Annotated in this window: 13 protein-coding genes; all 13 read left to right on the forward strand. The window is 47.8% G+C overall.

Annotation, left to right across the window (positions count from 1 at the left end):
- The first annotated feature begins 63 nt into the window (after window positions 1-63).
- The 13 genes from urtB (at window position 64) to DFP76_RS14445 (ending at window position 13,744) form a co-directional block, all read left to right on the forward strand.
- Window positions 64-1,620 (forward strand): urea ABC transporter permease subunit UrtB, encoded by a 1,557-nt coding sequence (gene urtB, locus DFP76_RS14385; RefSeq protein WP_113875312.1) that lies wholly within the window; start codon window positions 64-66, stop codon window positions 1,618-1,620.
- Window positions 1,617-2,750, forward strand: coding sequence for an urea ABC transporter permease subunit UrtC (gene urtC / locus DFP76_RS14390; RefSeq protein ID WP_113875313.1), 1,134 nt, complete (start codon window positions 1,617-1,619; stop codon window positions 2,748-2,750). Before urtB ends, urtC begins: the two co-directional genes overlap by 4 nt.
- Entirely contained in the window at window positions 2,747-3,604 is an 858-nt protein-coding gene (gene urtD, locus DFP76_RS14395) for an urea ABC transporter ATP-binding protein UrtD (protein ID WP_113875314.1), read from the forward strand. Before urtC ends, urtD begins: the two co-directional genes overlap by 4 nt.
- A 4-nt stretch (window positions 3,605-3,608) precedes the next feature.
- Window positions 3,609-4,298: an urea ABC transporter ATP-binding subunit UrtE gene (urtE, locus tag DFP76_RS14400; protein ID WP_113875315.1), complete on the forward strand. Its 690-nt coding sequence runs from the start codon at window positions 3,609-3,611 to the stop codon at window positions 4,296-4,298.
- Complete coding sequence (locus tag DFP76_RS14405; RefSeq protein ID WP_113875316.1) at window positions 4,295-5,167, forward strand: urease accessory protein UreD; 873 nt, start codon at window positions 4,295-4,297, stop codon at window positions 5,165-5,167. The genes urtE and DFP76_RS14405 overlap by 4 nt, the downstream gene beginning before the upstream one ends.
- Before the next feature lie 19 nt (window positions 5,168-5,186).
- Window positions 5,187-5,489 carry an urease subunit gamma gene (locus DFP76_RS14410; RefSeq protein ID WP_113875317.1) on the forward strand — a complete coding sequence of 101 codons (303 nt, stop codon included), beginning with the start codon at window positions 5,187-5,189 and terminating at the stop codon, window positions 5,487-5,489.
- A 15-nt stretch (window positions 5,490-5,504) separates the two neighbouring features.
- Complete coding sequence (locus DFP76_RS14415) at window positions 5,505-5,828, forward strand: urease subunit beta (protein ID WP_113875318.1); 324 nt, start codon at window positions 5,505-5,507, stop codon at window positions 5,826-5,828.
- On the forward strand, window positions 5,828-7,534 hold the full coding sequence (gene ureC, locus DFP76_RS14420; RefSeq protein ID WP_113875319.1) for an urease subunit alpha: 1,707 nt from the start codon (window positions 5,828-5,830) through the stop codon (window positions 7,532-7,534). Before DFP76_RS14415 ends, ureC begins: the two co-directional genes overlap by 1 nt.
- Window positions 7,535-7,893: 359 nt before the next feature.
- Complete coding sequence (gene ureE, locus DFP76_RS14425) at window positions 7,894-8,340, forward strand: urease accessory protein UreE (protein WP_113875320.1); 447 nt, start codon at window positions 7,894-7,896, stop codon at window positions 8,338-8,340.
- Window positions 8,321-8,998 carry an urease accessory protein UreF gene (locus DFP76_RS14430; protein ID WP_113875321.1) on the forward strand — a complete coding sequence of 226 codons (678 nt, stop codon included), beginning with the start codon at window positions 8,321-8,323 and terminating at the stop codon, window positions 8,996-8,998. Before ureE ends, DFP76_RS14430 begins: the two co-directional genes overlap by 20 nt.
- An 82-nt stretch (window positions 8,999-9,080) precedes the next feature.
- A complete protein-coding gene (ureG, locus tag DFP76_RS14435) occupies window positions 9,081-9,728 on the forward strand; it encodes an urease accessory protein UreG (RefSeq protein ID WP_113875322.1) in 648 nt (215 codons plus the stop codon).
- 13 nt (window positions 9,729-9,741) lie between these two features.
- On the forward strand, window positions 9,742-10,326 hold the full coding sequence (locus DFP76_RS14440; RefSeq protein ID WP_113875323.1) for a HupE/UreJ family protein: 585 nt from the start codon (window positions 9,742-9,744) through the stop codon (window positions 10,324-10,326).
- A 10-nt stretch (window positions 10,327-10,336) separates the two neighbouring features.
- A complete protein-coding gene (locus DFP76_RS14445; protein ID WP_113875324.1) occupies window positions 10,337-13,744 on the forward strand; it encodes a hybrid sensor histidine kinase/response regulator in 3,408 nt (1,135 codons plus the stop codon).
- The last annotated feature ends 2 nt before the right edge of the window (window positions 13,745-13,746 follow it).

Here is a 13,746-nt window from a genome sequence, read left to right on the forward strand (position 1 = left end):
TTCGACTGATTCCGGAGAAATTTCGTGAAACGTATTTTGCGTCTCTGCCTAATAGGGATTTTTATGGCGTTGCCAACTTGGCTGATGGCTGTGGAAACCAAAAACTTATTGTCTGAGCTCACTCAAACCAAGTTGTCTAAAATGCCCGCTGTTTTAGAGCAACTGGAAGCGCAAGGTGATGAGTCCTTGTTGCCTGTGTTTAGGGCTTGGTTAGGGGGGGATCTGTATTACACCAGAGCAGATAGTCATTTGGTTGTTAAAACCAAAGTGGCTGGTGAAACGGTTTATATGGGGGTCTTTAGTCAAGAAGTTGATGCCGAGTTAGGCAGTAAACAAGTACGTAAAATCAAAGTAAACAATAAATTACGCGGCCTGTTACGAGGCACCATTGCGCGACTGCAATTAACGTCAAAACAGCCAGAGTTGCGTGAAAGTGCGGTGCGTGAATTATTAGCGGATTTGGATCGCGATACCTTTACCACGCTAGAGGCACTTTACCCTCAAGAAACGCATTCCAGTGTACAAGAGATGATGCAAACCGCTTTGTCTTTGTACACAGCAAAAGACCCTAAGCAAAGCCAAAGTGCTCGCTTGGCGGCCATTGATTATTTATCTGCCAGTTTAGAAAACGATGTGCGCAATGGCTTAGTGCAACTGAGTCAAGATGGTAATGCCGTGATTGCTGCCGCATCTAATAAAGCACTGGACAGAATCAATCAGAGCGTTGAGCGCTATGCCTTTGTTGATCAGTTGTTTTTTGGTTTGAGCTTAGGTTCGGTGTTGTTATTGGCGTCAATTGGGTTGGCCATCACCTTTGGGGTGATGGGAGTCATCAATATGGCGCATGGTGAAATGATTATGTTGGGGGCCTATACCACCTATGTGGTGCAGCTCATTATGCCCAACTACATTGATTACTCCATTTGGGTGGCGATTCCAGCGGCCTTCTTAGTGTCAGGCTTGATGGGCGTATTGATTGAACGCTTAGTGATTTGTCGTTTGCACGGCCGACCATTGGAAACCTTGTTGGCTACCTTTGGTATCAGTCTGATTTTACAGCAGCTGGTACGTACCATTTTCTCTCCTTTGAATCGTCAAGTGTCCACGCCAAGCTGGATGAGTGGTTCATGGGAAATCAATCCCGTCTTATCTTTGACGTTAAACCGTTTGTATATCTTGGCCTTTGCCTTATTGGTGTTTATCGCGCTGGTGCTGATTCTAAAGAAAAGCTCTTTGGGGTTAAACGTGCGAGCGGTATCGCAAAACCGCAGTATGGCCAAAGCCATGGGCGTGAAAACCGAATGGGTGGATGCCATGACTTTTGGTTTAGGGTCAGGCATTGCTGGCATCGCGGGTGTGGCCTTATCTCAGCTTACCAATGTGGGGCCAAATTTGGGCCAAGCTTACATCATTGATTCCTTTATGGTGGTGGTGTTTGGCGGCGTGGGGAATTTATTGGGTGCCTTAGTCGCTGCCTTCACCTTAGGCATTGCCAATAAGTTCTTAGAGCCAACCACAGGTGCCGTGTTGGCCGCCATTTTTGTGTTGGTATTCATCATTCTCTTTATTCAAAAACGTCCTAAAGGACTCTTCCCACAAAAAGGCAGGGCTGCAGAATGAGTAAGTTATTGCATTGGTTTAGCGCAGGACGCACGTCTGGCAAATACACCTTGCCCTTTGTGATTCTGTTGTTAGGGATCACCTTGTTGGCATCGGCTGCTAATTTACTTTTACCAGAAAGCTCGGCTCTGCATGTGAGTACCTACAGTATTACCTTACTGGGTAAGTATTTATGTTACGCCATGTTGGCTTTGGCGGTGGACATCATTTGGGGATATTGCGGTATTTTAAGCTTAGGGCATGGGGCGTTTTTTGCTTTGGGCGGTTATGCCATGGGCATGTACCTGATGCGTCAAATTGGTGACCGCGGTGTTTATGGTCACCCCACTTTACCGGACTTTATGGTGTTCCTTGATTGGCAAGAGTTACCTTGGTTTTGGTTGGGGATGGATCAGTTTTGGTTCGCCATGATAATGGCGGTATTGGTACCGGGGTTATTGGCGTTTGTGTTTGGTTGGCTAGCCTTTCGTTCCCGTGTGACTGGGGTGTATCTGTCCATCATGACACAAGCTTTAACCTACGCTTTGTTGTTGGCTTTCTTCCGTAATGAAATGGGGTTTGGTGGCAATAACGGTCTCACCGATTTTAAGGAAATTCTAGGCTTTGATTTGCAGTCTGATGCCACAAGAGTCTCACTGTTTATTATAACGGCACTGTTGTTAGCCTTAGTCTTGTTAGTCAGTCAGCGCATTTTGTCTTCGCGTTTGGGTAAGGTGACTTTGGCTGTTCGAGATGCGGAAGCCCGTACCCGTTTTATTGGTTATCGTACGGAACGCTATAAGGTGTGGTTGTTTGTCTACTCGGCGGTGATCGCTGGGGTGGCGGGTGCCTTGTATGTCCCTCAAGTGGGCATTATCAATCCAGGTGAGTTTTCTCCGATTAATTCCATTGAAATCGTCATTTGGGTTGCTGTTGGCGGCCGCGGCACTCTGATCGGTGCCATTATTGGTGCTCTATTGGTTAATTACGCTAAAACGCGTTTTACCGCCATCATGCCGGATGGTTGGTTATTTGCCTTGGGTGCCTTGTTTGTCTTGGTGACTCTGTTCTTACCAAAAGGCTTAATCGGTTTATACGGACAACTTAAATCTAAGCGCCAAACCCTATCGACACAGGAGGCGTCATCATGAATGCCATTGATCAATCTTTGCAAAGCCTAAGAGATACCTTTCGTCGCGATCTAGTTTGGCCGTTTTTGGCGCCAGAGCATGCGGCTAAAGTGGATGTTTCAAATCAGATGATTCTCTATGTAGAAGGTTTGAACCTGAGTTTTGATGGTTTCAAAGCGCTAAATGACCTGAATTTGTATGTCAAAGATGGCGAATTGCGTTGCCTCATTGGTGCCAATGGCGCGGGCAAAACCACCTTGATGGATGTCATTACAGGCAAGTCCAAGCCGGATTCTGGCTCGGTGTTTTTTGGTCAAACCCATAATCTGCTTAGTAAAGACGAAGCGGACATAGCCCAATTAGGGATTGGCCGTAAGTTCCAGAAACCTACGGTATTTGAAGAGCAAAGCGTGTTCGACAACTTAGAGTTGTCATTGAAAACCGATAAACGGGTAATTCAAACCCTGTTTTCGCGATTGTCACCAAGCGAAATTGATCGAATCGATGAGGTGCTGAAAATCATTGGCTTGAATGATCAGCGTTTTATGAAAGCCGGTGCTTTGTCCCATGGTCAGAAACAATGGCTGGAAATAGGCATGCTTCTTGTATCTGATCCAAGACTGCTATTGATTGATGAGCCCGTTGCTGGCATGACGGCACAGGAAACCGAGCGTACTGCAGAGTTGCTGACGTCTTTAGCTGGAGAGCGCACTGTTATTGTGGTGGAGCATGATATGGAATTTGTGCGCAGTATTGCACGCACTGTGACGGTATTGCACCAAGGTTCTGTGTTAGCGGAAGGCACTATGGATCAGATTCAGAATAATAAAGATGTCATTGAAGTCTATTTAGGCGAAGAAGCGGTGGAGGCCTAACCCTATGATCAGCATGAAAAAAGTTAGCCAGTTGTATGGTGGAACACAAATTTTATGGGATCTGGATTTGGACATAGTGCCGGGCTCGATCACTTGCATTATGGGGCGCAACGGTGTCGGCAAAACCACTCTGATGAAAGCCATTATGGGCTTGTTGCCCATTAAAAGTGGTGAAATCTTATTGAACCAGCAAGCCTTGCATAAACAAAGTGCCGAACGACGTGCCTACGCTGGCATTGGCTATGTGCCGCAAGGTCGCGACATTTTCCCCATGTTAACGGTGGAAGAAAACCTGCGCATTGGCTTGCCGGTACAGAAGAAAAAAGCCATTCCGGAGAAAGTGTTTGAACTTTTTCCTGTATTGAAAGAAATGTTACATCGTCGTGGCGGCGATTTGTCCGGTGGTCAGCAACAACAACTGGCTATTGGGCGAGCTTTGGTATTGGAGCCAAAAGTCCTAATTTTGGACGAACCAAATGAAGGTATCCAACCCAATATCGTCAAGCAGATTGGGGATGTGATTCTCAAGTTAAACGAGGAAGAAGGTCTAACCGTGATTCTAATTGAGCAAAAGCTGGGTTTTGCCCGTCGCGTGGGCAAAGAATTTCGTCTTATGGAAAAGGGTCGCATTGTCGCCGCAGATAAGATGGAAAACCTTAATGACGATCTCATTAAGCAGTATTTAGCCGTATGACCTTAGCTCTGAATAATAGCAGTACAGAGCAAACAGCCAGTCAGTGGCAAGCCTATTTACGCTTAGGCTTTGCTCATGGCGCCCGCGGTACAGTGTTAAAAACCTGTGATCACAAAGGACCTTTATATGTACAAAAGCCTTTTTACCCTGAAGGCCAAGACACGGCCCATGTGTATTTGCTGCACCCGCCAGGCGGCTTGGTATCGGGAGATGAGCTGGTCATTGAATCCCGTCAACAGCCACATACTCATGTCTTGATCACTACTCCTGGAGCAGGGCGAGTTTACCGTGCTCGTCCTGACAAATTGTTACAGCGTCAAACCACCCATTTGCATGTGCCCAATCACGCCATCATGGAGTGGTTGCCACAAGAAACCATACTTTATCCCGATGCCAATACGGCGTTGGTGAATCAGGTTCACCTTGCTTCTGGTGCGCGTTTTATCGGTTGGGAAATCACCTGCTTTGGTTTGCCAGCGAATCAATTGGACTTTGCTCAAGGACAAGCTAGCCAGAGCTTCCAGATCAATGTGGATGGCCGTATCAGACTGCGCGAACGATTACGCATCGATAAAGAGTCGGCAGCGGTCATGAATTCAACAGTGGGCTTACAAGGACAAGCGGTGAATGGTTTGTTGGTGGCTGGGCCTTTTACGCATTTATCAGACGATGCTTTAGCGGCTTTACGCGATTCTTGTGCGGGGTTCGCCGGTTTGGCGGGGGTGTCTTTGGTGAAAGAATTTATTTTGGTGCGCGCTGTGCATGGTGACAGTGAACAAATGAAAAAGCTATTCACTCAGTGTTGGCAACAACTGCGACCTGAATTGATACAACGCAATGCCTGTGCGCCACGTATTTGGGCGACCTAATGATGAAGAGGCTTTGACTATGGAATTACTACCAAGAGAAAAAGACAAACTACTGGTGTTTACCGCGGCTTTATTAGCCGAACGTCGCTTAAATCGCGGCCTAAAGCTCAATTATCCTGAGGCCATGGCTTATCTCACGATGGAAATTATTGAAGGCGCGAGGGATGGTAAAAGTGTTGCGGAATTAATGGCTTACGGCAAAACCTTACTGAGTGCCGAGCAGGTTATGGATGGCGTCGTGGAGTTGATTCATGAAGTTCAGGTGGAGGCAACCTTTCCTGACGGAACTAAGCTGGTCACTGTCCATAACCCGATCAACTAACAGGGGAGAAGCAAGATGATTCCAGGAGAAATACAGGTCAGCGAAGGCGATATTGTACTGAATCAAGGACGCAAAACCTTGAGGGTTCGAGTAGAAAATACCGGTGATCGCCCTGTGCAGATAGGTTCTCATTATCACTTTTATGAAGTGAATCCAGCGTTAGTGTTTGATCGAACCGCCACCAAAGGGTATCGCCTTAACATTGCTTCGGGAACGGCAGTGCGCTTTGAACCCGGTCAGGGGCGAGAAGTGGAGCTGGTGGAATACGCTGGTAGCAAAAGCATTTATGGTTTTCGTGGTGAGGTGATGGGCAAACTGGCGACAGAGGAGACAGACTGATGGCAAACATGGACAGACAAAGTTACGCGCAAATGTTTGGCCCGACCACTGGCGACAGAGTGCGTTTAGGGGATACTGACTTGTGGATTCAAGTGGAGCAGGATTTCACTACCTATGGGGATGAAGTGAAATTTGGCGGCGGTAAAGTCATTCGTGATGGCATGGGGCAAAGTCAGTTGACCAATGAGGTCGCCGTCGATTTGGTGATTACCAACGCCTTGGTGTTGGATCATTGGGGTATCGTCAAAGGTGATGTTGGGGTGAAAAACGGCCGTATTTTTAAAGTGGGAAAAGCCGGTAACCCAGATGTACAAGATAATGTGGACATTGTCATTGGCCCTGGTACGGAAGTGATTGCGGGTGAAGGTTCTATTCTGACCGCGGGCGGGATAGACGCGCACATTCATTTTATTTGCCCACAACAAATTGAAGAGGCGCTGACATCGGGCGTGACGACCATGATAGGTGGTGGCACGGGACCTGCGACGGGCACCAATGCCACCACCTGTACATCAGGGCCTTGGTATCTGGGTAAAATGCTACAAGCCACCGACAGTATGCCAATGAATTTGGGCTTCTTAGGAAAAGGCAATGCCAGCTTACCTGATGCCCTTGAGGAACAATTGGAGGCTGGCGCTTGTGGCTTGAAATTGCATGAAGATTGGGGCACCACACCGGCGTCTATCGATTGCTGTTTGTCGGTGGCAGAAGAATACGATGTCCAAGTAGCGATTCATACTGATACCTTAAATGAATCTGGCTTTGTCGACAGCACCTTAAATGCCTTCAAAGACAGAGTGATTCACACCTACCATACTGAGGGTGCGGGTGGTGGTCATGCGCCGGACATCATACGTGCTGCAGGGCACGCCAATGTGTTGCCATCTTCGACCAATCCAACTCGTCCTTACACCCATAATACAGTCGATGAGCATCTGGACATGCTGATGGTGTGTCACCATTTGGACAGTAATATCCCTGAAGATGTGGCTTTTGCTGACTCTCGTATTCGCAAGGAAACGATCGCAGCGGAAGACATTTTCCATGATCGTGGAGCTTTCTCCATGATCTCATCCGATTCACAAGCCATGGGGCGCGTTGGCGAAGTGGTCACCCGTACTTGGCAGACCGCGCACAAAATGAAGCAACAATTCGGCTTGTTACCAGAAGATGCCGAGCTGGGTGCAGACAACTTCCGTGCCAAACGTTACATCGCCAAATACACCATCAACCCAGCGATTGCGCATGGCGTCAGTCATGAAGTGGGTTCCATTGAAGCGGGGAAATTGGCGGACTTGGTATTGTGGAAACCGGCCTTTTTTGCGGTTAAGCCTTCTTTGATTATTAAGGGCGGCATGATTGCCAATGCCCCCATGGGCGACCCCAATGCATCGATACCCACGCCGCAGCCTGTGCATTATCGTCCTATGTTTGGCTCCTTTGGTAAGGCCAGTGCAGCAACCTCGGTCACCTTTGTATCGCAGGCGTCATTAGACAATGGCATTAAGCAAGGTTTGGGATTAGAGCGCACTTTAGTGGCCTGTAAAAACACTCGTAATATAGGTAAATCTGACATGGTTCATAACGATTGGATGCCAGAGATTACCGTGGATCCGCAGACTTATGAAGTCAGGGCGGATGGCGAATTATTGACTTGTGAACCGGCTAAAGAACTGCCGTTGGCGCAGCTTTATAACTTGTTTTGACCCCCTCTCTTTAAAGGGTGGAAAGTGTGAAGTGTTTGGGTAACAGTAAGTTTTGCTACCCCCTCCCAGCCTCCCCCTTATCAAGGGGGAGGAGCAAGATAGTTTCCCACCCTTGTTAAGGGGGAGGAGCAGGATAGTTTCCCTCCCTTTGTTGAGGGAAAGAGCAAGATAGTTTCCCTCTCTTTGTTTAGGGGAGGAGCAGGATAGTTTCCCTCTCTTTGTTTAGGGGAGGAGCAAGATGGTTTTCCTCCCTTGTTAAGGGGGAGGGGCAGGATAGTTTCCCTCCCTTGTTAAGGGGGAGGAGCAAGATGGTTCCCTCCCCTTTTAAAGGGGAGGGCTAGGGTGGGGTTTAATAGGAGATGAATTTGGATATTTATACACGTTTAGGCACACATTGCCACGACCCTGTGTTTACCACAGTTACCTTAGATGCTGAGCAGCGTGAGCGTGGTCGTTTGAAATTAACGGGTGCCAATGGTGACACTATTCGAGTCTTTTTAGAGCGGGGTAAACCTTTATTAGTAGGGGAATTTCTGCGTTCTGAATGTGGCAAGATCATCAAAGTCGAAGGCGCGTTAGAAGCCGTTGCCCATGCCAGTTGTGACAATTGGACAGCATTTTCCAAAGCCTGTTATCACCTAGGCAACCGCCACACTAAAGTGGAAGTGGGCGACCGTTGGTTACGCATCAAGCCAGATCATGTATTGGAAGACATGCTGCATTTATTGGGTTTAGTGGTGAGCCATGAAGAAGCCGTGTTTAGTCCAGAATCGGGAGCCTATAGTCATGGTCATCACCACCACTGATCATGCTTTGCTGCGTTTACTGCAGTTCAGTAGTGTCAGTCTGCCTGTGGGTGGGTATGCTTTTTCTCAAGGTTTGGAATACGCCATTGAGAAAGGCTGGTTGAGCAAGCAAGCCGATGTAGCGGATTGGACGCAAGTGCAGTTGTTGCAATCTTTTGCTCGAGTGGATTTGCCGATTTTACGTTTGGCCATGGCCGCTTGGTATGAGCAAGATGAAGTCAAACTGGTGGCCTTGAACGATTTGGTATTGGCTTGCCGCGAGACCAAAGAGCTGAGATTAAACGATACTGCCATGGGAGAAGCCTTGGCGCGTCTGATGAGAAGTTTGGAGATTGCGACGCCATTTCAGCGCGTCGAAGAGGTTAGCTTTGTCATCTTGTTTGCGGTGGCGGCTTGCCATTTTCAAATCGAATTTGACACTGCAGCACTCGGTTTTACATGGTCTTGGTTGGAAAACCAGATTGCCGCGGCCACCAAGTTGGTGCCACTGGGGCAAACGCAAGCGCAACAATTATTGGGTGAGTTACAACCCGTGATCTCGGAGGCCATTCAGATAGCAAAAAATCTAGAGGAAGATGATATAGGGGCTGGTTTACCGGCTCTGGCCATCGCCAGTAGTTTGCACGAAACCCAGTATACACGGCTGTTTCGATCGTAACTGGTGATTTTTTAAACGTTAAACAAAGGCGCCATTTACATAAAAAAGCGCACAGATAAGCACACAAAAGAGGACGTATTTTATGACAAAACCAAAACAAACTCTGCGGGTGGGCGTAGGTGGTCCTGTTGGGTCAGGAAAAACCGCTTTACTGCGTTCTTTGTGTTCTGCCATGCGTGAGCATTACCAGATCGCCGTGGTAACTAATGATATTTATACGCAAGAAGACGCTAAGTTTTTGACACGCCATGAAGCCCTAGAAGCGGACCGCATTATCGGGGTGGAAACCGGCGGTTGTCCGCATACGGCGATTCGTGAAGATGCCTCGATGAACCTGGCTGCCATTGATGAATTAGTCGAGCGTCACGGTGAGCTAGACGTGGTGTTTGTGGAATCGGGCGGGGACAATTTGAGCGCCACTTTTAGCCCAGAATTATCTGATTTAACCATTTATGTGATTGATGTATCGGCGGGCGACAAAATTCCTCGTAAAGGTGGCCCGGGCATTACTAAGTCGGATCTTTTGATCATCAATAAGATAGATTTAGCGCCGTTAGTGGGGGCTTCTTTAGAAGTAATGGATAAAGGCGCCAAGGCGCAGCGCGGTGCTCGTCCGTTTGTCTTTTCAAATTTGAAAGCGGCACAAGGTTTGGATGACATCATTCAATTTATCGTCTCAGAAGGCATGTTGGAAGCGAAAAGCTTGCCACCTGCCAAAGCGGTTGTGTAATCGGAGAAGTATTATGAAATATCGAATCTCGAAATCTTGTGTGGCTTTGTTGTTGGCCGTGTTTTCCTCTCTTAGCTTAGCGCATCCTGGTCACGGTGAAAGTATGGCTGGGTTGGCAGGTTTTGCTCATCCCTTCACGGGTTTAGATCACTTATTGGCGATGTTTGCTGTCGGCGTTTGGGCGGCAAATTTGGGCGGTCGTGCACTGTGGGCAGTGCCTTTATCCTTCATGGCAATGATGTTGGGCGGCGGTATATTGGCTTTCACAGGCTTGATTGTGCCTTTCATTGAGCAAGGCATTGTCTTGTCGGTAATGGTGTTCGGTGCGCTATTGATTGCGGCGAAACATGTACCTTTATGGTCGAGTCTCTTGTTGGCGGCTGGCTTTGCAACTTTCCATGGAGCGGCGCATGGTTTGGAAATGCCAGCCACCGCTTCAGCTTGGTCTTATAGCCTAGGGTTTATTTTGGCCACGGCGAGTATTCAAGGCATTGGCATTCTTATGGGGCGCTGGTTCCAGCAGCAAGGTGTGCAAACTATGAATCAAGTGCTCGGCGGTATGATTGCGGGTGCCGGTATGGCACTGGCCATTTTCTAACGCAGCTAATATGGCCGCCACACAGAAAATCTATAAGGTACGACGACACTACAACAAGTGGGTCGCTGACCAAACACTGGAAGACTATGCGTTGCGATATACTGCGAAGCAAGGTCATACCATGAGCATCGAAAGGGTGGGGCATACCGCATTAGGAGCCGCCGCCTTTTTGGCGTTAGAAGGACTGGCCGCAGTGATCACCTTAGGCTATGGCTTTACCAATGCGGTAGCGGCCATTTTGGTGGTGCTAGCGGTGTTCTTTGTTACCGGTTTTCCGATTGCCTATTATTCGGCAAAACATGGTTTAGACATAGATTTGCTCACGCGCGGAGCCGGTTTTGGCTACCTTGGTTCCACCATCACCTCGCTTATTTATGCCACTTTTACCTTTATTTTCTTTGCGATTGAGGCGGCTATTTTAGCGTCGGCTTTTGAAGTCTTGTTAGGGATTCCGCTGGCCTTGGGGTATGCCTTATCTGCTTTGTTTGTGATCCCGATTGTGACCCACGGTATTCGCGCCATCAGCCGCTTTCAAAACGGCACGCAATGGATATGGTTAGTGTTACAGATCGCTGCCATTGGTGTGGTAGTGAGTCAGGAGTATCGGAACTTTTCCGGTTGGACGGAGTTTGTGCCACAGCATTTACCACAAACGACGCAGTTTGATTGGATATTGTTTGGTGGTGCCGCATCGGTATTGTTTGCCTTGATGGCGCAAATAGGCGAACAAGTGGATTATCTGCGCTTTTTTCCGAAAAAGAATGCCAGCAATCGCCGCCGCTGGTGGTTTTGGCTAATCTTGGCGGGCCCAGGTTGGGTGTTTATTGGTGCCATTAAAATGTTGCTCGGGTCATTTCTCGCTTATTTGGCCATCACAGACGGGGCCAGTGCGATTCAAGCAACCGACCCGACGTATTTGTATCAGCGCATCTTTTTGTTTCTGACCACTTCACCGACTACGGCTCTGATTCTCGCTGCTGTGTTTGTGTTTATTTGTCAGATGAAGATTAATTTGACCAACGCTTATGCGGGTTCCATTGCTTGGTCGAATTTCTTTTCGCGGTTGACTCATTCTCACCCAGGTCGAGTAGTGTGGCTGGTGTTTAATGTGACCATTGCTCTGTTGTTGATGGAGTTGGGTATTTATCAAGCGCTTGGAGCCATTTTGAGTGTGTTTGCCATCAGCGCGGTGAGTTGGTTGTCGAGTTTGTCTGCGGATTTGTTGATTAATAAACCGCTTGGCTTGAGCCCTCGTGACGTGGAGTTTAAGCGCGCCCATTTGTATGACATCAATCCGGTGGGAACGGGCTCTATGCTGGTGGCGACCAGTTTAGGTTTATTGTGCTATCTCGGTTTGTTTGGTGAGGTGGCGAAGAGCTTGTGTCATTTCATTTCCATTGCGACTTGTTTTGTGTGCGTGCCACTGATTGCGTGGCTGACTAAGGGCAAGTATTACATTGCGCGACAGAGTCCGGAATTGGTGCCCTTGGTGGAAGCGGCAAAACCTCGTCATAGTTTAGTATGTGGTATTTGTGAGAACACTTTTGAAGTGGAGGACATGAGTTATTGCTCGGCTTATCAGCTGCCGATTTGCTCATTATGTTGCTCGTTGGACTCCAGATGTTTGGACAGCTGTAAACCCAAGGCCAATATTTCTCAGCAGAGTGATTATTTTCTCAAATTGTTTTTGCCAAGGCGTATTGCGAAAGCCATCAGCAGTCGTTTAGGACGCTTTGCCTCCTTGCTGATCATGATCAACATCATCAATGGCGCCTTAATGATGTTGATTTATCGTCAAATGTCACCCAGCAATGACAGTGAGGCTCTATTACTGCAAGAAACCATGTGGGCGTTGTTTTTTACTTTGCTGATAGTATCTGGTGTGTTGTCTTGGCTGTTTTTATTGGCCCATGAAAGCCGTGTGGTGGCGCAGAAAGAATCCAATCGTCAGACGCGTAAACTGACACGAGAAATCGAGGCTCACCAAGAAACGGACCGAGCGTTACAAGGGGCGAAGGAACAAGCTGAGCAAGCAAACGAGGCTAAAAGTCGTTATTTGAGTGGTATCAGTCACGAATTACGCACGCCGCTGCAGTCCATTATTGGTTATGCCCAACTGCTGTCAGAAAAACAAGATACCCCTTCAGGGCATCAAAATGGCTTGGACATTATTCAGCGAAGTGGCTTGTATCTCGCTGATTTAATTGAAGGTTTACTGGATATTTCGAAGATAGAAGCAGGCCGTTTTGATTTGTATCGTAATACGGTGAACTTGCCGAAGCTGATCGATGAGCTTAATAGTGTGTTTGCTATGCAAGCGCGCGCCAAAGGCATTCAATTCCAGGCGAAAATATTGGCCCCTTTGCCCAATCATGTGGTGACCGACGAGAAACGTTTACGACAAATATTGATCAATCTACTTTCTAATGCAGTCAAATACACGCCGCAAGGCAAAGTACAATTTGAAGTGAATTATCGTAATCAGGTGGCGGAGTTTGTGATTCGTGATAGCGGATTAGGTATCAAACAAGAGCACTTACAGCGAATTTTTGACCCGTTTGAGCGGGTACGTGATTTGTCTACTGCCAACTTGCCGGGGACGGGCTTGGGACTGACCATAGTGAAGCTCTTGTCGGAGATTATGGGCGGGGATTTGCAAGCCAAGTCGACCTTAGGAGAAGGCAGCGAATTTAAAGTGTCCCTCATGTTACCTTGGGTCAGCGAAGGGGATGTGAGCTTGACCGTTAATCGTCGTATTGTAGGTTATCAGGGTTATCAGCGCAGTATTATGCTGGTAGATGATGACCCCGTCGTGCGTGGCTTATTATCGGATATTTTGTCGCCACTCGGCTTTCATGTGCAGGAAGCACCGGATGCTGAAAGCTGCCTGAATGACGTATTAAGCAGTTCTCCAGACCTGTTTATTTTGGATGTGTCCATGCCGGGAATGGACGGTTTAAGTCTGGCTAAAGTGTTGCGTCAACAAGGCTATTCGGTGCCTATCATTATGCTGTCTGCGGATGTACAGGAAAGTCAGCGCCAGCCTGATGAGCAAAGAGTATTCAATCAATACTTGGTAAAACCAGTGAAAAATACGGATTTGTTAGAAGCCATTCAAGACTGGTTAGCAGTGCAGTGGATCTATCAGGATGCCGATCAATTAATGCCATTAGCTGATACACTGAGCCAGCAACAGACACTTGATGTCGCCAGCGAAGTGCCCATTCGAGATCATGAAAGCATTCGGGAATTGATCGCTTTTGCGCAAATGGGTTACAAAAAAGGCGTGCGCGAATGCCTTGACCAGATTACCGCAGAGGACAGATTAGATGCCCACCATTTGGCGCAATTGGAAGTGCTATTTCAGGGCTTTCAGTTCGATGGTATTGCGCACTATTTACAACAGCGAAGTATATGAGA

The sequence above is a fragment of the Marinomonas aquiplantarum genome, assembly GCF_003314975.1.
Classification (GTDB): Bacteria; Pseudomonadota; Gammaproteobacteria; order Pseudomonadales; family Marinomonadaceae; genus Marinomonas; species Marinomonas aquiplantarum.